General features: G+C 58.4%; 21 protein-coding genes and 5 tRNA genes. 19 read left to right on the forward strand and 7 right to left on the reverse strand.

Annotated elements, in window-relative coordinates; genetic code table 11:
* Positions 1 to 87 precede the first annotated feature (87 nt).
* From ABC336_RS25075 to ABC336_RS25095, 5 genes are all read left to right on the forward strand, one after another.
* Positions 88 to 2,199 carry an O-antigen ligase family protein gene (locus tag ABC336_RS25075; protein ID WP_413241253.1) on the forward strand — a complete coding sequence of 704 codons (2,112 nt, stop codon included), beginning with the start codon at positions 88 to 90 and terminating at the stop codon, positions 2,197 to 2,199.
* Positions 2,200 to 2,292: 93 nt separating this feature from the next.
* Entirely contained in the window at positions 2,293 to 2,655 is a 363-nt protein-coding gene (locus ABC336_RS25080; protein WP_413241254.1) for a hypothetical protein, read from the forward strand.
* A 236-nt stretch (positions 2,656 to 2,891) separates the two neighbouring features.
* On the forward strand, positions 2,892 to 4,061 hold the full coding sequence (locus ABC336_RS25085; RefSeq protein ID WP_413241255.1) for a hypothetical protein: 1,170 nt from the start codon (positions 2,892 to 2,894) through the stop codon (positions 4,059 to 4,061).
* Positions 4,048 to 4,275, forward strand: coding sequence for a hypothetical protein (locus tag ABC336_RS25090; protein WP_413241256.1), 228 nt, complete (start codon positions 4,048 to 4,050; stop codon positions 4,273 to 4,275). The genes ABC336_RS25085 and ABC336_RS25090 overlap by 14 nt, the downstream gene beginning before the upstream one ends.
* Before the next feature lie 202 nt (positions 4,276 to 4,477).
* Entirely contained in the window at positions 4,478 to 4,624 is a 147-nt protein-coding gene (locus tag ABC336_RS25095) for a hypothetical protein (RefSeq protein WP_413241257.1), read from the forward strand.
* A gap of 81 nt (positions 4,625 to 4,705) precedes the next feature.
* Here ABC336_RS25095 and ABC336_RS25100 read toward each other — a convergent pair whose 3' ends face one another.
* Together ABC336_RS25100 and ABC336_RS25105 are read right to left on the reverse strand one after the other, a co-directional pair.
* Positions 4,706 to 5,020 carry a dehydrogenase gene (locus ABC336_RS25100; protein WP_413241258.1) on the reverse strand — a complete coding sequence of 105 codons (315 nt, stop codon included), beginning with the start codon at positions 5,018 to 5,020 and terminating at the stop codon, positions 4,706 to 4,708.
* Between the two features lie 58 nt (positions 5,021 to 5,078).
* Positions 5,079 to 5,525 carry a cupredoxin domain-containing protein gene (locus ABC336_RS25105; protein WP_413241259.1) on the reverse strand — a complete coding sequence of 149 codons (447 nt, stop codon included), beginning with the start codon at positions 5,523 to 5,525 and terminating at the stop codon, positions 5,079 to 5,081.
* Positions 5,526 to 5,678: 153 nt separating this feature from the next.
* Between ABC336_RS25105 and uptA the strand changes: the two genes are divergently transcribed.
* The 4 genes from uptA to ABC336_RS25125 all read left to right on the forward strand — a co-directional run bounded on the left by uptA (position 5,679) and on the right by ABC336_RS25125 (position 10,066).
* On the forward strand, positions 5,679 to 6,287 hold the full coding sequence (gene uptA, locus ABC336_RS25110; RefSeq protein ID WP_413241260.1) for an undecaprenyl phosphate transporter UptA: 609 nt from the start codon (positions 5,679 to 5,681) through the stop codon (positions 6,285 to 6,287).
* A gap of 178 nt (positions 6,288 to 6,465) precedes the next feature.
* A complete protein-coding gene (locus ABC336_RS25115) occupies positions 6,466 to 7,032 on the forward strand; it encodes a thioredoxin family protein (protein WP_413241261.1) in 567 nt (188 codons plus the stop codon).
* 1 nt (position 7,033) lies between these two features.
* Positions 7,034 to 7,675, forward strand: coding sequence for an MBL fold metallo-hydrolase (locus tag ABC336_RS25120; protein ID WP_413241262.1), 642 nt, complete (start codon positions 7,034 to 7,036; stop codon positions 7,673 to 7,675).
* Positions 7,676 to 7,912: 237 nt separating this feature from the next.
* Positions 7,913 to 10,066 (forward strand): Tex family protein, encoded by a 2,154-nt coding sequence (locus ABC336_RS25125; protein ID WP_413242605.1) that lies wholly within the window; start codon positions 7,913 to 7,915, stop codon positions 10,064 to 10,066.
* A gap of 137 nt (positions 10,067 to 10,203) precedes the next feature.
* Here ABC336_RS25125 and cmpA read toward each other — a convergent pair whose 3' ends face one another.
* Together cmpA and ABC336_RS25135 are read right to left on the reverse strand one after the other, a co-directional pair.
* Positions 10,204 to 10,341 (reverse strand): cortex morphogenetic protein CmpA, encoded by a 138-nt coding sequence (gene cmpA / locus ABC336_RS25130; RefSeq protein ID WP_413241263.1) that lies wholly within the window; start codon positions 10,339 to 10,341, stop codon positions 10,204 to 10,206.
* Between the two features lie 88 nt (positions 10,342 to 10,429).
* Positions 10,430 to 10,789 (reverse strand): hydrolase/acyltransferase, encoded by a 360-nt coding sequence (locus tag ABC336_RS25135; RefSeq protein WP_413241264.1) that lies wholly within the window; start codon positions 10,787 to 10,789, stop codon positions 10,430 to 10,432.
* Between the two features lie 107 nt (positions 10,790 to 10,896).
* Between ABC336_RS25135 and ABC336_RS25140 the strand changes: the two genes are divergently transcribed.
* The 6 genes from ABC336_RS25140 (at position 10,897) to ABC336_RS25165 (ending at position 12,059) form a co-directional block, all read left to right on the forward strand.
* Positions 10,897 to 11,373: a SprT family protein gene (locus tag ABC336_RS25140; protein WP_413241265.1), complete on the forward strand. Its 477-nt coding sequence runs from the start codon at positions 10,897 to 10,899 to the stop codon at positions 11,371 to 11,373.
* A gap of 33 nt (positions 11,374 to 11,406) precedes the next feature.
* Positions 11,407 to 11,482: transfer RNA gene (locus ABC336_RS25145), tRNA-Asn, on the forward strand.
* A gap of 4 nt (positions 11,483 to 11,486) precedes the next feature.
* Positions 11,487 to 11,578 (forward strand) — tRNA-Ser (locus ABC336_RS25150).
* A 183-nt stretch (positions 11,579 to 11,761) separates the two neighbouring features.
* Positions 11,762 to 11,836: transfer RNA gene (locus ABC336_RS25155), tRNA-Glu, on the forward strand.
* A gap of 8 nt (positions 11,837 to 11,844) precedes the next feature.
* Positions 11,845 to 11,920: transfer RNA gene (locus tag ABC336_RS25160), tRNA-Lys, on the forward strand.
* A gap of 53 nt (positions 11,921 to 11,973) precedes the next feature.
* Positions 11,974 to 12,059, forward strand: a tRNA-Leu gene (locus ABC336_RS25165).
* Positions 12,060 to 12,244: 185 nt separating this feature from the next.
* Here ABC336_RS25165 and ABC336_RS25170 read toward each other — a convergent pair.
* Complete coding sequence (locus ABC336_RS25170; protein ID WP_413241266.1) at positions 12,245 to 14,185, reverse strand: alpha-helical endospore appendage domain-containing protein; 1,941 nt, start codon at positions 14,183 to 14,185, stop codon at positions 12,245 to 12,247.
* Positions 14,186 to 14,422: 237 nt separating this feature from the next.
* Between ABC336_RS25170 and ABC336_RS25175 the strand changes: the two genes are divergently transcribed.
* From ABC336_RS25175 to ABC336_RS25185, 3 genes are all read left to right on the forward strand, one after another.
* A complete protein-coding gene (locus tag ABC336_RS25175; protein WP_413241267.1) occupies positions 14,423 to 14,995 on the forward strand; it encodes a hypothetical protein in 573 nt (190 codons plus the stop codon).
* Between the two features lie 128 nt (positions 14,996 to 15,123).
* Positions 15,124 to 15,867 carry a M15 family metallopeptidase gene (locus ABC336_RS25180; RefSeq protein ID WP_413241268.1) on the forward strand — a complete coding sequence of 248 codons (744 nt, stop codon included), beginning with the start codon at positions 15,124 to 15,126 and terminating at the stop codon, positions 15,865 to 15,867.
* Positions 15,868 to 15,999: 132 nt separating this feature from the next.
* Positions 16,000 to 16,191 (forward strand): hypothetical protein, encoded by a 192-nt coding sequence (locus ABC336_RS25185; protein WP_413241269.1) that lies wholly within the window; start codon positions 16,000 to 16,002, stop codon positions 16,189 to 16,191.
* Positions 16,192 to 16,312: 121 nt separating this feature from the next.
* Here ABC336_RS25185 and ABC336_RS25190 read toward each other — a convergent pair whose 3' ends face one another.
* Positions 16,313 to 17,149, reverse strand: a complete 837-nt coding sequence (locus ABC336_RS25190) for an AraC family transcriptional regulator (RefSeq protein ID WP_413241270.1) — start codon at positions 17,147 to 17,149, stop codon at positions 16,313 to 16,315.
* A gap of 121 nt (positions 17,150 to 17,270) precedes the next feature.
* Between ABC336_RS25190 and ABC336_RS25195 the strand changes: the two genes are divergently transcribed.
* Entirely contained in the window at positions 17,271 to 18,566 is a 1,296-nt protein-coding gene (locus tag ABC336_RS25195) for a Gfo/Idh/MocA family protein (RefSeq protein ID WP_413241271.1), read from the forward strand.
* 39 nt (positions 18,567 to 18,605) lie between these two features.
* Here ABC336_RS25195 and ABC336_RS25200 read toward each other — a convergent pair whose 3' ends face one another.
* Positions 18,606 to 19,538, reverse strand: a complete 933-nt coding sequence (locus tag ABC336_RS25200; protein ID WP_413241272.1) for an AraC family transcriptional regulator — start codon at positions 19,536 to 19,538, stop codon at positions 18,606 to 18,608.
* Positions 19,539 to 19,599 lie beyond the last annotated feature (61 nt).

Here is a 19,599-nt window from a genome sequence, read left to right on the forward strand (position 1 = left end):
TTCTCATTTCCCGGGAAATGGGTTTCTTCCTTCAAGACGGTTTGCAGCGGCCAACTTGGTTGCACTGACGAGACAGGCAGGTGACGAATGATGAAGCAGCGGTTGATTGCCGCAGCCGGCTGTGCGATCATTGCAGCTTTGCTGATCACTGGCGTTGTAAGGGCCGGCTACTATTTTGATGCGACCTACTATCAGCCAGCAGTTTTGATCTGTCTGTTGGCTGCGTTGCTTGTGGCACTGCCGGATGTCCTGCAATCGAAAGAGCAAGCGGCTGTGCAAACGAAGCCGGCCCTGCACGCCGCATGGGGCTGGCTGATGCTCTGTCCGCTAGTAATCGCCGGGCTTTACCTGACGCAGCCGCTTTGGCTTCCTGTGTCTGTTCCCGCTGCGTTGGCACAAGGCTCGCGCTGGGGCAGCTATGGCGCTTTCCTGATTCTCGTGTTCTTCGTACTGCGGAACGGCGGTTCATTGGGAGCTGGCGGTCTGTCGCTCGCTCTTCGACTGACTGGGACTATCCTGGTATGGAGCGGGATGACTGCGTGGCTCGGCTGGCTGGAGGACCCCCGCTACCTCCTGATCACTGGCGACGGTCAATTAAGCGCCTTTGGCATACGGGCAGCCGGTCCTGTGCAATATCCCAATATGTATGGAGCGCTGCTGGGGGCGTATCTGGCCTGGCACTGGCAGGCGATGATATGCGCAGTTAAACGAAGCGGTCTGATCTGGTCGGTCGTGCAAGCCGTACCCGCTGGAGCCATGCTGCTGCTGACCGAATCCCGGGGAGCCTGGCTGGCAGCTGCTGCGGCATGGGTGGTAGGTCTGGCTGCTGCAGGGAGGGGGAGAAGAGCGGCTTGGCTGCTGTATCCGTGGGCTGCATTTGCCGGCAGCGCCTTGCTGGGCAGCAGCTTGCTGGCTGTGCGGTCGATGACGATGTCGTCTGCCGCTACGGCAGCGGGAAGTGTAGCAGCGGTGACCGGCGCAGCCCTCTTGGTGCTGTGTCTCCGCGCAGCGCTCGCCGGATCGGAAGGGCACTTGCGCCCCCGCGTCGCCACAGCTGGCGGCGCGCTGCTGCTTGCCGCTCTGGCCGGTCTGCTGCCGGGGGCGGCGGCAGACCGGCTGGAGAGTGGAAGCTACGCCACAGCGGGAGCGAGGTTGCAGTTCTATGGCGATGCCTGGAGGATGATCCGCGAAGCACCTTGGTTGGGGAGCGGTGGAGGGGCGTGGCGGCAGCATATCGGTCGTCTGCAAAGCGCGCCTTATGTTGGCAATGAGGTGCATAGCGGGTATGTCCATCAGCTGCTGGAGCTGGGCTGGATCGGATTGGCCTTGCTGCTGGTGCTGGCTGCCGTGCTGTTGCATACGCTCTGGCGGCACAACCGTCTAGGCGTGCTGCCTCCTGTCGTATTGCTGCTTCATGCGGCCGTGGATTTTGATATGGCTTATGGTTTGTACTGGTTATTGCTCTTCGGCTTTGGTGCGTATGCGCTCTCTCGACCTGCTGACCGAAGTCCCCCTTCGGAGAGGGGGCGGCGTGCCGATACACCCGCAACCTCCCGGGCCGGGAGCGCCGGGCTGCGGCATAGACGCCCCGTCCGCGCCCTCTGCGCTGCGCTGGCTGCGGCCGTGCTGGCTTCGTCCGCCCTGGCCGGGCTGCAGGCGGACGCCGCGCTCACCGCCCGGCAGAGCGCGCTCGCGGCGTCCGGCGACGCCCGCCTGCACGCGCTGCGCGCGGGGCTCCAGGCGCATCCGTACGATACACGGATGCGCCTGGCGCTGGCTGCGCACGCTCCGCTGCCCGAGCGTGCGGCGCTGCTGGCGGCTGGACTGCGGTATGATCCGCAGTCCGTGCCGCTGGTGTGGGCGCTCGGCGAGGCGTATGCCGAGCGCGGCGACGTGCAGCAGGCGGCGGTATATCTGCGCCGCGCGCTGCGCCGGGACCGCTACGACAAGGCGAAGCAGTCGGCAGCGGTCCAGTGGTTGGCCGCCCTCGCTGCCAGCCATCGCGAGGCGGGGCGGCGGGAGCAGGCGCTGGCGGCAGCTAGCGCCGGCGCCGAGGTGTATGCGCGCTATGAGATGCTGGCGCGCATCGTGGAGCTGCGCGGCGAGGCCGCAGCGGGCCGCCGCTTCGTGATGCTGGCGGAGGCCGAGCGGGCAGCCGGCTACTGCCGGGAGCTGCTGCTAAGCTATGGCTACGCCTAGCGCGGGATTTTGGACGACTGGCCAGGGCAGTTTGTCCACGCCACCGGTTCTGCTGCAGCATAAGCTGTTGCAAACGGATAAGGAGTGGATGATATGGCATCTCCAAGAGTGAAGCCGCGGCTGCGCTCGCGCGGCCGGCGGGCCAGCGCGGTCCTGATGAAAGCGGGTCCGATCAAAAGCGCCAACCAGTCAGGACCGATCTTCAACCGGCTGACTGTCGTCTGGGTTCAAAGCAACGGTGTGCCGTTCGATACGACCGGTTTTTTCGCACGTCTGTACCGCGGCAATACGCTGGTGCAAACCTCGTCCTTCGACCGCTTCGGTGTCGTCCGGTTCAGCCGGGTGGAGACACTGACTCAGGTGAGCTACACGATCCGCGTCTTTAACAGCAGCGGCGTCCAGTTCCGCAGCCGCAGCATCCCGGCCGGTGTAGAAACCTTCGCCGTGATCGGTTGATTTAGCAGCAGGCGGCTTCATCAAGTGGCCGCCGTGCCGTGCCGTCCGTTTTTCTGTTCAGGAGAGCGGACGGTTTTTTATTATGCTTCAAGCTGGGAAGGCTCCCGTTTTCAGTAAGCGGGGCTGAACCGGTTTTTTATGTTGCGGCGAAATTTTAACGCTTGAGGATGCAAGGAATTGCTGCCTGTCCCGTCGAATTTAGTAACCAGTACGAACCGACAGGGAGCGGTGATTTGATGTCATCCACAACGCAAAGTAAAGGTCGGGACGTCGACCGGCCGCAGCTGCTCAGTTTTTTGAAGACGATTGCAGACGACTTCGACGGTACCCTGCTCCAGGCCAGACACGGTTTTCCGCCGCGCGGTTGGTTCTGGATGCTCCTCCTGCGCTCGCTGCTGGGCATCAAGTACGTCCAGGTTCCTGAGGAGACCGTCAGCAAAGCGGTCCGTTTCTTCTCCTATCCCGGCACGATCTGGGCTGCGCTGTTTGCGGGTGCCGCGGGAGGGGCGATTGGAGCTTTTGCAAATGAACACCTCCAGCCATGGCCGCAGACGATTGCGATCGTGCTGCTGTTGCTTACTTGGGCGATGGCGCTGCGCGCCAATCTGCTGCGCATGCTCACGCCAGGCGATCCCTGCTTCAATGCGAATGCGTATCGGATTTTCCGGCCGACGGAGTACTTGATGTTCCTGAATTACATGAAAGAGCCTCATCTGTCTTTTCAATCTCTATACGATTGGGTAACGCTTATCTATGAGGAACATAACATTACCTCGATCATCGAAGATTACCAGTCGACCAACCGTCTGCTCCGGCGAGAGGTCGAGCAGCTCCAGGCGACACTAACCGAACGAGAGCGCGATCTGCAGCAATCCGAAGAGGATATCGATCTGCTCAACTCGACGATCGAGCTGCTGCGGGATCATGTGGAGGCTAATGAAGAAGGCTACAATCAGGCGATAGATATCTTATTCCGGCTCCGCCGGGATCGGGGAAGATCGCTGTTCGGGCCGGGAGATCTGCGGGTGCTGAGCGCGTATTCGCTCTTTGAAGTAAGCGATGATCAACTAGTGATGGTGCATGAGCAAGGAACGACAGAGACGCCGGAGGTCATTAGCCTCGGAGATGCGGATTATGCCCATTATTCTTCTGTTAGGCTAGTGAATAGCAACGAGACGATCGAATATGCGACAAGCGATCGCGAAGGGCGTGAGGTGGCCAGTTATTGGCTGGAGCTGGGCGGCCGGGAATTCGTCTATAATTTTCACTATGAAACTACGGATCGTACCCGATTCCGTGCTATAATAGAGTCAAAGGAAATGTACCGGTTGATTCGCGGCATCTGCTTCCATCTGGAAGAACGCGGATTATTGCAAAGGGAGGCGATGGATTATGAAGAAGCGTGATGCTCGTTCTGTCGAACGACTCGTGGCGAATAGCCAGCGACTGGAGCGGATTTTGACGGAAGTTGATGAGATCCAGGCCAGAGTGATGAAGCGCCGGGCGGGGACCCGGATGTCCCAGCAGCAGCTTATGGGCATCAGCGACAGTCTGGATCAGACACTGCGCCGGCAGGAGCAGACGCTCGAAGAGCTGAAGCGGATTGCTGCGGTGCAATAACGCTAGATTGACATTGACGATTTACCTCCAGTCACTAGGAGTGACGGGAGGTTTTTTTGCATGCCTATGCGACGCTCGCGCCCATCAGCGTCGTTTAGAGACTCTAGTGAATGCACATACTATAGAGATAGGCTGCCTCTTCCGGAAAATAGACGGAATTTTAGCATAGGTCGGCCCATAGGCGAGAGGGGACGGGCAAGTTATGAAAAAGGCGGATGAGCGTGTCATCAAGGGGAAGTTTCGCGGGGGGGAGAGGGCACTGCCCTCTGCCAGACAGAAGACAGAGCAACTAATGAAGAAGGTAGCGGAAGTCCGCTGCCGCACGGCTGCCAGACGAGCCAAACGCTAGCCGCAGTTCATCAAGAAGGCCACGCATCTCAAAGGGCTTCCCGCACAACACAACGGGAAGCCCTTTGACGATCCGCCTGCCCTATCCCCCAAAAGCGTGTCGGAACGCGGCGGCTAATTGTTCTCTGTCGATCCCCCACAGGGCGGCGATCTCTTCGCTCAGCTGTTCGTCCCACCAGTCGCAAAGCAGCTTGCGGTTGCTGCGGTTCTCATGAATCCAGATCAGATTCAGCATGACCTTGCGGATATAAATTTGCTCGGCTTGCTCCACGAGGGCGGGCGGGATCCAGCGGTCGAGACGTTTGACGGTGCGGTACAGCTCTTTGCTGCAGGCGCGTTTGATCTTGCGGGCGGTTGGCAAGTCCGGCGATGTCTGGGCACGGGGAGGCGTCTTCATAAAGGCCACTCCTCTCTGCCCTATCTATATGCAGACAGCAGCCCGGGTGTCACAGTGACTAATTGACCTCGATGTACGCGACCATCGGACTGAGCTGCGTGCTGGCCGTATGGGTCAGACAGAGGATGGGATAGGTGCCGGCACGCTCTGCTTTGAAGTCGACGATCGTCGTCTCGCCTTTCCTGACCTCGCCTTTGATGCCGAGACCTTCGATGACGAAGGGATGGGACTGGCCATTGATGCCGGTAATATGGAGCTGGACATGCTCGCCGCGATTAACCCGGATGGAGCCGGGGTCCCAGCGGTACACCTCCAGCTCTTTGCCGTCGTTCAAGGTCGTCTTGTATTCCACCGTGACAAGATGGAAGATGCGCTCGGCATCTGCGTTGCTGGTAACGGTCTGGGCCTGATTCCACTTCAGGAACACCGCGACGAGTAAGATGAGCAGGACGGCGAGACCGAGCAGGCGGAGCTGCTTGCGGCCGACGACGAATACTTTGGACATGATGGCACCTCTTCTCGGTAATTTTTACTGCTTCCAGTGTATGCAGAGGCTTGTCAGCACATGACACTTGTCCGTCCCAGGCATGTCCGGCAGATCGTCGTAATATGATGGGAGTAGGGTTTAAATGAGGGGAAGCGCAGGGGGGCGTAAGGCATGCATTGGCTGGCAGAGTTGGCGCAAGTACTGCTGGGGTGGATTCAGGGACTGGGAGGACTGGGCATTATGCTGGGCTTGATGGTCGAAGTGATCCCCAGCGAGATCGTGCTCGCCTATGGCGGCTACCTCGTGGCTGCTGACGAGATCAGCTTTGGCTCGGCAATGCTGTTCGGCGTCATAGGCGGGACGCTTGCGCAGGTAATCCTTTATGCGGTGGGGCGCTACGGCGGCCGGCCGTTCCTGGACAAGTACGGCAAATGGCTCCATATCAGCGGCAGACATCTCGACCGCTCGGAGGACTGGTTCCGCAAGTACGGGACAGCCATGATCTTTTTCGCGCGATTCGTGCCGGTGATCCGTCATGCCATCTCGATCCCCGCCGGTGTCAGCCGGATGCCGTTGCCCTTGTTCACGCTCCTGACTGCGCTGGCCGCCGTTCCCTGGACACTGCTGTTTTTGTATCTGGGTATGCAGCTCGGCAACCGCTGGCAATCGGTGCATGAGGTAGCTGGACGTTATGTACAGCCGCTGACGCTGACGGCACTGGCACTGGCACTGGCGTACGCGGTCTACAAATACGCCAAAAACCGGGGCCGCAGTCTGTAAGAAATACCGTCAAATCAGGTGTTTTATGGGGGCCCAATGTATTCAGGTAGTTCAGCTGTTACAAACCTTCTTTCTACTCACAGTCCCGTGCAGTCTTCCCATCCGCTGGCTCCTCCAGGTAATCTTTGATACAATTAAGAGGAAGTGTACATACATTGATACAGAGAGGGATGGGACAATGAGCAAGAGCGTAGCCGAGAAACTGGGCCAGGGCATCAGCCCGCAGCAGTTTATGGATGGCATGGACCGCAACAAGGAGCAGTTTGTATCGCTCTACAACAATTTCGAGTGGCCGGATGAAGAGTCCAAAGCGTTCTTTGAATCGCTGAACAATCGCGACGATCTGCGCGTGTTGATCCTGATGGCGGAGTGGTGCGGGGATGTCGTCAAAAATATCCCGGTCGTCTTCCGGGCGCTGGAGAACAGCGGCGTGCCTACGGAAGTGTTGATCAAGGAAGAGCATATGGATACGATGCAGCAATTCCTGACGATGGGCGGAGAGGCCGTGCCGATCGTGATCATCGCCGATACCGGCGGCCACGTGCTGGGACAGTGGGGGCCGCGTCCGGCGCATGTTCAACAGGTGATGACGGCGTTCAAGCAGGCCAACCCCGACCGTGAAGCGGCAGACTATCAGGATAAGCTGGGCGCAGCGCGTCAGGAGATGGGCCGTCAGTATGGGGAAGGCACTGCCTATCAGGCGGTTATTTTGAAAGAGCTCTCCGAGCTGTTCTCCGCGATCTGATATGCAGATTCAGAGCTATGTATTGGGACCGTTGCAGACCAATGCCTATGTCATCACGAATGAAGAGACCGGCAGGGCGGTCATCATCGATCCCGGCATGAACCCGGCCAAGCTGCTGGAGCGTTTGCGGGAGCAAAAGACAAGCGTCGAGGCGATTCTGCTGACGCATGCGCACTTTGACCATATGGGCGGTGTCGAAGAGACACGCAAGGCGTTCGGGGCGCCGGTGTACATCCATGATCTGGAGGCCGAGTGGCTGACCGATCCGCGCAAGAACGGCTCGCTGCGGTGGTCGGAGGTGACGGGGCCGCTCGTCACGGACGCCGCTGAATACGCACTGGATGAAGGCCAGGTGCTGGAGTTGATCGGTTATAAGTTCCGTGTCATGCATACGCCGGGACACTCTCCGGGCAGCGTCAGCTTGCTGTGCGGCGAGCATCTGTTCTCCGGCGATGTATTGTTCCGGCAATCCGTCGGCCGTACCGATCTGCCTGGCGGCTCCGAGCGGGATCTGTTCGACACGATCCGGGGCAAGCTGTACAAGCTCGCTCCGGAGACGATCGTCTATCCCGGTCATGGTCCGCGGACATCGATCGGCTATGAGATGCAGCATAACCCTTATGTCCCCGGACAAGAAAGGTAGTCTGCCTACAGTTAGCAACACCGCCTGCGAAGGAGCCCTTCAGCAGGCGGTGTTTTTGACATCCTGGAGGTCCGGGCGGGCGGTTTTGCCACTGGCTAATCGGCGGCGAATCTGCCACAATGGACGTAGGTTCTATCAGAGAAGAATAACCACTCGGCAAAGGAAGGTGCACAACCGTTGGCAGAATCACAAGTGAAGGATGCTTCGCAGGCCGCCCAGGAGGCGGAGCAGCAGCGGATGGAACGGCAGATTGCAGCAGAGCTGCAAATTCCGGCAGGTAAAGTGAAAGCGACGATTGCCTTGCTCAATGAGGGCAATACGATTCCGTTTATCGCTAGGTACCGCAAGGAAATGACTGGCGAGCTGGATGAAAATCAGCTTCGGGATATCGAAGAGCGGCTGGCCTATCTGCGCAGCTTGGAGGAGCGCAAACGCGAGGTGCTCCGTCTGATCGAGGAGCAGGGCAAGCTGACTGACGAGCTGCGCGGCTCGATCGAGCAGGCGGCCAGGCTGCAGGAGGTTGAGGATCTCTACCGCCCCTACCGGCAAAAGCGCAAGACGAGAGCCAGCGTCGCCAAAGAGCGGGGGCTGGAGCCGCTCGCAGATTGGCTGCAAGCGCAGCCGAGGACAGGCGAGCCGATGACCGAGGCAGCCAAGTACATACGGCCGGGCGAAGGCGTGGAGACGGCACAGGAGGCACTGCAGGGCGCGATGGATATCCTGGCGGAGAATCTCGCCGACGATGCGGGAATCCGGGCCTGGGTGCGCAAGCATACCTTTGAGCAGGCCGTGCTCGTGACCGAAGCCAAGAACCGGGAAGCCGAATCGGTGTACGAGATGTACTATAGCTACCAGGAACCTGTACGCAAGCTGCCGCCGCACCGGATCCTGGCGATCAACCGGGCGGAGCGCGAGGACGTGCTGCGCGTATCGCTGCAGCTGTCGCCGGAGCGTATCCATGACTATATCGCCCGCCATACGCTGCGGCATCAAGTGTCGGCAGCGATCCGCGAGGTGCTGCTCGCAGTCATCGAAGATGCCTACAAGCGTCTCATCGCTCCGTCAATCGAACGCGAGGTGCGCGGTGCCTTGACTGAGAAGGCAGAGGAACACGCGATCGGCATCTTCTCGGCCAATCTGCGCAATCTGCTGCTGCAGGCCCCGGTCAAGGGACACGTCGTGCTGGGCGTCGATCCGGCCTTCCGGACGGGCTGCAAGCTGGCGGCGATCGATGAGACGGGCAAGCTGCTGGAGGTTGCCGTGACGTATCCGACAGCGCCGCACAACAAGGTTGCCGAAGCCGAGCGGGTCATGAACGGGCTGATCGACCGGTATCAGGTCGAACTCATCGTCATCGGCAACGGCACGGCTTCGCGCGAGACGGAGCAGTTCGTCGCCGAGCTGATCCGCAAGCGGGTATCCAGCGGAGCGAGCGAACTCAAGTATATTATCGTAAACGAAGCGGGAGCAAGCGTGTATTCGGCATCGAAGCTGGCACAGGAGGAATTCCCGGCGCTGGACGTCGCCGAGCGCAGCGCCGTCTCGATCGCCCGGCGGCTGCAGGACCCGCTGGCTGAACTGGTGAAGATCGAGCCCAAAGCGATCGGTGTCGGACAATATCAGCATGACGTCAGCCAGAAGCGGTTGGACGAAAGCCTCTCAGGCGTCGTCGAGTCGGCCGTCAACCATGTCGGCGTCGACGTCAATACGGCCTCGCCCTCGCTCCTGTCGTATGTCGCGGGCATCAACAGCACGCTCGCCAAGAATATCGTCAAATACCGGGAGGAGCACGGCAAGTTCGCCAGCCGGGCGCAGCTGCAAAAAGTGCCGCGCCTGGGCGCCAAGTCATATGAGCAGTGTGCGGGCTTCCTGCGCATCCCCGGCGGCGTCAATCCGCTCGACCGCACGGCGATCCATCCGGAATCGTATGGCGTCGTCGATCGGCTGTTCAAAGAGCTGCGGCTGGAGCTCTCCCAGCTCGGCACCAAGGAGCTGAACAGCCGGCTGGCCGCCGTCGATGCGGCAGCGCTCGCGCCGAGTCTGGATGTAGGCTTGCCGACACTGCGCGATATTGTGGACAGCCTGCAGCGGCCGGGCCGCGATCCCAGGGAGGAACTGCCGCAGCCGATCTTCCATACGGATGTGCTGAAGCTCGAGGATCTGCAGCCGGGTATGGAGCTCCAGGGAACCGTGCGCAACGTTATCGATTTCGGCGCTTTCGTCGACATTGGCATCAAAAATGACGGTCTGGTCCATATCTCGCAATTGAGCGACCGCTTCGTCAAGCATCCGATGGATGTCGTCGCGGTAGGCGACAACGTAACCGTATGGGTGCTGAACGTTGACGCCAAGAAGGGGCGGGTCGGCCTGACGATGAAGAAGCCGGGTTAACCATGCTTGTGTGAATGATGACAAAGGAGCTGTCTCCTGCCGCCCTGCGGCGCGGAGATAGCTCCTTAGCTGTTAAACGCTCATATGGCGATACACGGTCTTCCGGCCGGCAAGAACCCGGCCAAACAACCGTGCCCTCAGATGCTGCCTGGGCTGCGGCCCTCCGGCTGCATCCGGGTCCGATAGAAGTACCAACAATCATTGAGCAGGCGTATCTGCCGGCGGTCTCCCTTGTTAAATGCGCGCATCAGTTGGTTGCACAGCCACTGCGGCATACCGGTGTCCCTCCCCCAGAAACATGATGTATGGTTTAAGCATATGGGGTCCGGCGGGCATCCGTGCAAGTCCGCTTCAGAAATTAACTTATAGGTCCGCTTCCAGCTCTTCTTCGTACCACTGTTCCAATTGCGCCTGCAGCGCGCGAATCTCGGTCAGCAAAGAGATCAGCGGGTAGGCTTTCTCCTGGATGGCGGAGAAGGAGCGCTCCAGCTCATTGATGTACACCAGTCCGTCCGTAATGGCGATGGCGTCATCATGCAGTTCCAGCTCGCTGCATTCGCCGATCGCGTAAGGAAGCTCCGGTACAGCGTCGGCTGTCAGCTTGTCGATCTCCTTGTGCAGACGCAGATTGAGCGCGCTCAATTGGTAGGCGTGTGACGCGGGCATCTCCACGACCGACAGATGGTCCGCATCTTTCATTAGTACATAACGCATAGTAGGCATGGCCAGGTTACTCCCCTCGATAATTAAACTCACGCAGCTGTTCATTTCTACTTGACAGTGTATCGCATGAGGGATTATAAATTCAAGTAGATAGGGGAGAATATACGATGGACAATAAGACGCTGCAGCAGTGGGTGGAGCAGATATCCATAGAAAGCTTCGGCCGCCCGTTCCGGCACCGCGCTACTTTCAACGCCAGATTGCGATCGACGGGGGGGCGCTACTTTACCCGCTCTCATGATATCGAGATCAACCCGAAGCAGCTGGAGAGCTTCGGCAGGGAAGAGACCGAGAAGATCATCAAGCACGAGCTGTGTCACTATCATCTGCATCTGATGAAGCGTGGCTACCGGCACAGGGACGCTGACTTCAAGCAGCTGCTTGCCCAGGTCGGAGGCAGCCGTTTCTGCAGCGCGCTGCCGGGGCAGGCGAAGCGTGCGCAGCCATATCGGTACAAGCTGGTCTGCCATTCGTGCGGGATGGAATACTTGCGCAAGCGCAAGGTGGATCCGACCAGATATGCCTGCGGGAAATGCCGGGGAAAATTATTCATAACAATGCTTGACATTGATTTGGAACCGTGATAAATTATTACTTGTCACTTTCGTCAAACACATTCCCTGATAGCTCAGTTGGTAGAGCACTCGACTGTTAATCGAGTTGTCACAGGTTCGAGTCCTGTTCGGGGAGCCAGCATGGAGAGATACCCAAGTGGCTATAAGGGGACCCTCTGCTAAGGGGTTAGACTGCGCAAGCGGTGCGAGGGTTCGAATCCCTCTCTCTCCGCCATTTATACGAATGTTGATGAACGAATGGGCCGTTCAGCCGGCCCTTTTAGTTTGCCTGAAGCGGCAGGGCGAAGACATGGTTTTGAGGCTCGCATGAGCTTCACAAGAAAATGCTTGCCAAGCTCTGAACAATCAGATATAATAACTTCTGTTGTCGCTTGTGGCGCACTCATTCGATGAACAAGGCCCGTTGGTCAAGGGGTTAAGACACCTCCCTTTCACGGAGGTAACAGGGGTTCGAATCCCCTACGGGTCACCAACTTCCCAGAGCCATTAGCTCAGCTGGTAGAGCACCTGACTTTTAATCAGGGTGTCGAAGGTTCGAGTCCTTCATGGCTCACCATTTTCTTCAACCTCAGAAGAAAATGCATATATAATAGAAGAAACACAAGTTATGCGGTCGTGGTGGAATGGCAGACACGCTATCTTGAGGGGGTAGTGGGCTTACGCCCGTGGAGGTTCGAGTCCTCTCGACCGCACCATATAGTACATGACAGAATCCTTTCGTTGAAGGGATTTTTTTGTTTGGCGGCTCGCCCCCGAGTGAACATAGTAGCGGCTCTTGTGTCGTCAGAATGAAACGAGTAAGCTGCCCGTTGTCTTCCAATAAATATTGACCTCGCTGATGTTTTCAAGGCCTCAGCGGGGTCATTTTAGTCTGGGCAGGTTAAATGGATGTTGACATAAAGACGGAATATATCGCATTTTGAGTAATAGCATTTGCCAGATAGAGACTGATGGCGTTATTTCTAGTTACGGGATTACCAGGGATGTTGGTTAACCAAGTTACGGTGGCATTTGGAGTAACGACGTAAGGCGCGCCATTTGAAATGCGCACCGGCTGAGCGCCGACATCGGTGGAGCGGCTGGAAAAGACGATCGTCCCGGTCAGGGTAGCAGTGGTGGTGAGAATGACGGATGAAATGACATTTCCCACAAGCGGTGCAGCTGCATTATTGATCACATCGAAACAGATCTGCAGCGTATAAGTTCCGGCAGCTAAATTATTGATGCTGATCGAGCCCGATAAGCCAACAATGCTACCGTTAGCAGCAACTACATAAGGCACAGCCTGTGAAAGTGCGCCAGGTGAACCGGCAACACGTTGAAAGCCAAGGTTATTTCCTCCGAAATTTACAACCTTTGTGAACAGTGTTGGCGAAGGACCAGTGGCTCCAGTAGGGCCAGCAGCGCCAGTGGCTCCAGTAGCGCCGGGGACGCCAGTAGCGCCAGTCGCCCCAGTAGCGCCAGTCGCCCCAGTAGCGCCAGTAGCGCCAGTAGCGCCAGTAACGCCAGTAGCGCCAGTAGCGCCGGTGGCTCCAGCAGCGCCAGTGGCTCCAGTAGCGCCGGTGGCTCCAGTAGCGCCGGTGGCTCCAGTAGCGCCAGTGGCGCCAGTAGCGCCGGTGGCCCCAGTAGCGCCAGCGGCCCCAGCCGCGCCAGTAGCGCCAGCAGTGCCAGTAGCGCCAGCAGCGCCGGTGGCCCCAGTTGCGCCAGTGGCTCCAGTAGTGCCGGTGGCGCCAGTAGCGCCAGCGGCCCCAGCCGCGCCAGTAGCGCCAGCAGTGCCAGTAGCGCCAGTAGCGCCAGCAGCGCCGGTGGCCCCAGTCGCGCCAGCATCCCCAGCGGCGCCAGTGGCCCCAGTCGCGCCAGTAGCGCCAGCAGGGCCAGCAGCCCCAGTAGCCCCAGTGGCGCCAGTATCGCCAGTAGCGCCGGTGGCTCCAGTAGCCCCAGTCGCGCCAGTAGCGCCAGTCGCGCCGGTGGCTCCAGTAGCCCCAGCCGCGCCAGTAGCGCCAGCAGTGCCAGTAGCGCCAGTAGCGCCAGCAGCGCCGGTGGCCCCAGTCGCGCCAGCATCCCCAGCGGCGCCAGTGGCCCCAGTCGCGCCAGTATCGCCAGTAGCGCCGGTGGCTCCAGTAGCCCCAGTCGCGCCAGTAGCGCCAGTCGCGCCAGTAGCGCCAGTATCGCCAGTAGCGCCGGTGGCTCCAGTAGCCCCAGTAGCGCCAGTAACGCCGGTGGCTCCAGTAGCGCCAGTCGCGCCAGCAGCCCCAGCGGCGCCAGTGGCCCCAGTCGCGCCAGTAGCGCCAGCAGGGCCAGCAGCCCCAGCAGCGCCAGTAGCGCCAGTAGCGCCAGCAGCCCCAGCGGCGCCAGTGGCTCCAGTAGCGCCAGTAGCGCCAGCAGGGCCAGCAGAGCCAGTGGGTCCAGTCGCCCCAGTCGCCCCAGTCGCCCCAGCAGCGCCAGTCGGTCCAGCATCTCCTGTTGGACCAGGAGGCCCTCCTGACGGACCGGTAGGCCCTGTGGCACCTGTTGGTCCAATGGAGATAGGAGTGGATAATATGCTTTCCAGCTTGTTTTGCAGGAGCCACTCTTTTTTGGTCAATTCTCGGATCGTTTCTCTGACGCTGGCATTCACATTCAGAATTTCGCTTATCGTAGCCGGAGGCCCGGTTAAGCCGGGGAGCGTGCCTAGTATGTACTGGAGCTTCTCCCCTTCGGCATTAATAATATGGCTGAGTCCCAGCTCCTCCAAAGCTATGGATGATAACAACAAGTTGACCGCATCGTCTCGCGTAATTGTTATAACGGGCGTTATATTGGGAATGTTGGATTGCGACATATAATCACCTTCCTTTTACGCTTTATTTAATATATAACCGCTAGCATGGACATGTTCGTTGATAATTGCAATTGTGGCTTTGTCCTGGGTCGTGGTAGGCGGAATAGTGCTCCCGGGAACTGGAGTACCATGACGGTTCAGTTGTGTGCGCATCAGTTATCTGTTTCAATCATCCTCCGGCGGGGTAAAGTCATTTGTTTGATACAGGCAGTTAAGATCCGAAGGGGAGAAGCAGGAATGAAAGAAAGATGGTTCGTAGGAGCGGCGGCTGTACTGCTGCTGGCAGGCTGCGCCCATAGCAGCGGGACGGATCAAGCGCCGGTGGACGGGATGGCTGCCGAAGAAGGCTGTTTCGTCAAAAAGGAGCCGTCCGGAGAGAAGGTTTGCTACGGTATGAAGCGGTCAGAGGTCGAGCTGGTGGCCGGTACCGGTGAACCGTTGGAAGATCTGCTGCTGAGCTACAAATATGCAGGCGGTATCAGAGTCAGCTACCGCGGCGATAAAGCTGTGTTTTTAAACCTGCAGGCAGGCGGAGATTATGCAACGATACGCGGCACGACCGTAGGTACAAGCAAGAACGAGATGAAGACGCAATATGGAGAAGCGTATGCATTGGACGAGGCTGAACCCAATCTGGATTATTTTTTTGATTTGGATAAAGAGACACCGCTTGATCAGGACATATTAAAGGGTCAGCGGACACCGGAGGAGATGGAGCGGACGCTCGTCGTCTCAGCGATGTTCGACAGCAATGGCAGCGCCGATCGACTGATGATCCTGGATCGTCGTATGGCGGTTTATTTTAATTGAGACCAGCAGAGGTTGACATTTCGAGACGGCCCGGTACGGGTGGTCTTTTTTTGTCGTGTTTTGGTTACCCGCCGCGAAGCTCCCGGGACTCTGCGCATACACTGCTTGTATGAGAGGAGGGACTGGCATTGGTAACCTTGGAGCAAGTAAGGAGCCGGTCTGCGAAGGCGATATCCGGGCTGCTTCCGGTGGTACAGGAAGCGGCAAGGAGGCTGGTAGACCGCGCTTACGCCAGAGGCGTGCCGATCGTCATCACCCAGGGGCTGCGGACGATCGCCGAGCAGGATGCACTCTATGCGCAGGGAAGGACAAGACCAGGATCGATCGTCACCAACGCCCGCGGCGGGTATAGCAACCATAATTATGGGGTGGCGCTGGACTTTGCCCTATTGCTGCCGGACGGCCGCGGCGTATCCTGGGATATGACGCGCGATGGCGACGGGGACGGGCAGGCGGATTGGATGGAAGTGGTCGAGGAGGCCAAGCGGCTCGGCTTCAGCTGGGGCGGCGACTGGATCAGCTTCAAAGATTATCCCCATCTGGAGATGACCTTTGGACTGACAACGGCCCAATACCGGGCTGGCCAGAGGCCAAACCAGGCTCAGATCGACGCTGCGATGGCAATCATTAGAAAAGGAGAGGATACACCGATGACAGCAGCAGAGCAACAGGCATTTGAAGCGCTGCGGCAGCAGGTAGAGCAGCAGGCACAGCTGATCCAGAGCTTGCTGGTACAGAAGGAGGCACCGGCATGGGCCAAGCCGACGATCGACAAGCTGGTCCGGCTCGGCTACCTTAGCGACCCGATCGGCAATCACAGCTTTATGAGGATGGTTGTCGTTTTGGACCGGGCCGGTGTGTTTGACACCTGAACGGGAGTGTGCCGCTGATTTGTGATACAGCTGTTATCAGATTGTAACGTTGACCGCCACCGTTAGACAAGCTTCGCCCGCCTGCCATGATATAATGAGCTTGCAATGATAAAATTTGATGGAGGGATCGGTATGAGCGAGTCAGAACAGCTCCCGGTGGAAGAGCTTCAAGAATCAGAAGGCATCGCGTTCGTCATTGACGAACAGGCGGCAGCGGAGGAAGAAGCGGATGCCGTCGAAGAGGATGACGAGGAAGCAGAGCAAGACGAGGAAGCGCCGGAAGACACCGAGGACGAAGCGGACGAGGAAAACTCGGACGACTAGCCTTTCCCTTCATTGCATCTAACCGCAAGAGCCTTATCCCGACTCGGGACGAGGCTCTTTTTCATGTTCGCGGGGCTCCCGCGATCTGGCCTGATTAGGCATCGCCCGGTAACAGCAAAGATTACTGGACCTTGCGGTAGTTGCGTGGTGATGTTTTAGTTATTTTCTTGAACGTCTTGCCGAAATGGGAGAAATTATCGTACCCGACTCTGGCGGCGATTTCGGTTACCGCAAGATCTGTCTCCTTGAGCAGCTGCTCAGCAGCCCGGATGCGCACGAGATTGAGATACTCGTTCATCGTCAGGCCGATTGCCTTGCGGAATGTGCGGCTCAGATAGTAGGGACTCAGATAAAATTGTTCTGCCAGAGCTGTCAGATAAATGGGCTCCGCATAGTGTTCGTTAATATAACGGGCGACCTCCGACATCTTGAGATGGAGCGGTGTATCCAGCGGTTCGGCTTCGCTGGACGCGGCATGCCGCGCAGCCAGCAGCAGGAGGTCGGACACGGTCTGGCGGATCGCCAGCTCCTGCCCGGGTGCGGCGCTGCTCATCTCCGCCATCAGCCTATGGATGAGCTGCTCGGACTGCACTTGCTCGCGTACGGGGAAGCGGATAACCGGAGGAGCCTGCACGAACGGCTGGAGCAGCAGCTCATGGTGAGGCGCATAATACCGGCTCAACCATTCCTCCTCAAAATAGATCACCAGGCGTTCATGACCGCCGCCGCCCGTGCCCGACGTTTTGTGCAGCTCGCGCGTGTTGATGAAGACGAGGTCGCCCTTGCGGACATGATAGGAGCGGTCGCGGATAAAATAAAAACGCTCTCCCGAAATGAGATAGTATATCTCGTAGCTGGCGTGATAATGGTCCGTATGCATCGAGAAATCCTCAGTACGTTTGATATATTCCAGAATCAGGGATGGTTCGGCGGATTTATAATAAAGTCTCGTGCTCATCCTGCACCTCCATGGTGCAAATTATGCGGGGTTTGATTAATAAAGTCAATTTATGCGGAGATTTTATTCAAAATTTGCGTTACCCTTGATTCATATCCCAGGAATGGAGGCGCTTTAATCAATGAGCGGCAAAAAAAAGTATGTCTTGGTAGGCTCGGGAGGCCGGGCAGAATTTTTCTACGGTGCGATTGCCACGCAATATAGAGAAACGTCCGAACTGACGGCGTTTTGCGATACGAACCAGACCCGGATGGATTATGCCAACCGGCGGCTGGAGGAAAAGTATGACTATCATGCAGTCAATACTTATAAAGCCAATGATTTCGAGCGGATGATCGAGGAGGAAAAACCGGATTCGGTCATCGTTACAAGCGTGGACCGTACGCACCATACGTACATTATCCGTGCGATGGAGCTGGGCTGCGATGTCATTACCGAAAAGCCGATGACTGTCGATGAGGAGAAATGCCAGGATATTCTGGATGCTGTAGAGCGGACCGGGCGCAGCGTCCGCGTCACCTTCAACTACCGCTATGCGCCGCACCATACCAAAGCGCGCGAGCTGATCCGGGACGGCGCGATCGGCGACGTCACCTCGGTTCATTTCGAGTGGCTGCTTAACACGCGCCATGGCGCCGACTACTTCCGCAGATGGCACCGCGACAAACGCAACAGCGGCGGACTGCTGGTGCACAAGTCGACCCATCACTTCGACCTGGTCAACTTCTGGATCGGCTCCCAGCCGGAGACGGTATTTGCCTTCGGAGATCTGTTGTTCTACGGCAAGGAGAACGCCGAGCGGCGCGGCGAGAGCCGGTCCTATCAGCGCTCGACAGGCAACCCTCATGCCAAGGACGACCCGTTTGCCCTGCACATGGACCAGCATGAGTCGCTCAAGGGGCTGTATCTCGATGCCGAGCACGAGGACGGCTACATCCGGGATCAAAGCGTATTCGGCGACGGCATCAGCATCGAGGATACGATGGGGGTGATGGTACGCTACAAGAACAAAGCGATACTGACCTACTCGCTCAACGCATATCTGCCTTGGGAGGGCTATCGGATCGCCTTCAACGGGACCAAAGGTCGGATCGAGATGAATATCGTGGAGCAATCGTATGTCAACTCGGGCGGCGACAAAGCGCTGGAAGGCGCGCTCAAAAACAAATCGATCCGGGTGTTCCCGATGTTCGATGCTCCTTACGAGGTCGAAGTCGAGGAGAAGGCCGGCGGCCACGGCGGCGGCGATCCGGTATTGCTGAACGACATCTTCGGCACGCCGACGGAGGACGAGTTCAACCGCGCAGCCGACCATGTCGACGGCGCCCGTTCGATTCTGACGGGAATCGCGGCTAATCGTTCGATCCGCACCGGGCAGTCGGTACGCATCGACGATCTTGTCCAATTCTACAAGTAGTCTGTTGCTGTAGCCTAAGAAGAAGCTCACACTGCGTGGTCAATCGCGACCCGGTGTGAGCTTCTTTTGGTAAGGAGCGTCGCTTGGGCTCGGAATGCTGTCGGGTGTAAGGAACCGCCGCTTGAAGGCGAGCGGTGTGGTGCCGTTGTGCTGACGAAACATCCGGTGAAAATAGGACATGCTGTCCACCCCGCATAGCTCGGCTATACTCTTCACCGGGTGGTCGGTGTGCAGCAGCAGCTCGGCTGCCCGCTGCATCCGCTTGGCCGTGACATAACTAGATACCGTCATCCCTGTGAGCTGTTTGAATACGCGGCTGTAATGGGCTGGTGTCACTGAGGCCAGCCGGGCCAGCCGGGAGAGGCCCAGATCCTCCTCGGGATGGATATCGATATGCAGCAGGCTCTCGCGCATCCACTGCGGGCCGGCTGTCTGAGACTGTCCGGCGACGGCGGGGGCGCGGCTGTGCTGGAGGCGGTATACCGCGAGCAGCAGCCTCATGCAGGAGAGGCGGACCGCTTGCCGGTAACCGGCTTCCCGGTCCTCCAGCTCCGTATGGATATCTTCCATCAGAGAGGAGATGGCTTCCCTAACGCGCGAAGGCAGCTGCAGGCGATACTGCTTGTACTGGCGGGCATAGGCAAAGCAAGCCAACGGCAGTGCCTCTGTCTCGCCGGATGGCGAGGGCAGGACCAGGGGCAGCAGGAATAGAGCGGTAGAGGTAACCGGCTGCTGCTCGTCCGGGCGGGCATGGTGGATCGTGCCTCCGGGGATGAGGAAGAGGTCGCCCTCCGACATGGTGTAAAGACTCTGGTCGATCAGGAACGTGCCTTCTCCGCTGTAGACATAGACCAGCTCGTACCAATCATGCAGATGGTCGGGCAGCTCCGTTTGCGGAGACTTCGTATCCCGGTAGACGAGAGCCAGCGGGAATCCTTCCTCATACGGCAGTGTCTTGCGGACGCTGGTCACGGTAGGTCACCTCCTTGCGATATCAATATAGAGCACTTTATTGCGAATATAAGCTCTTTCA

The sequence above is a fragment of the Paenibacillus jepli genome, from assembly GCF_047238105.1.
Lineage (GTDB): Bacteria > Bacillota > Bacilli > Paenibacillales > Paenibacillaceae > Paenibacillus_D.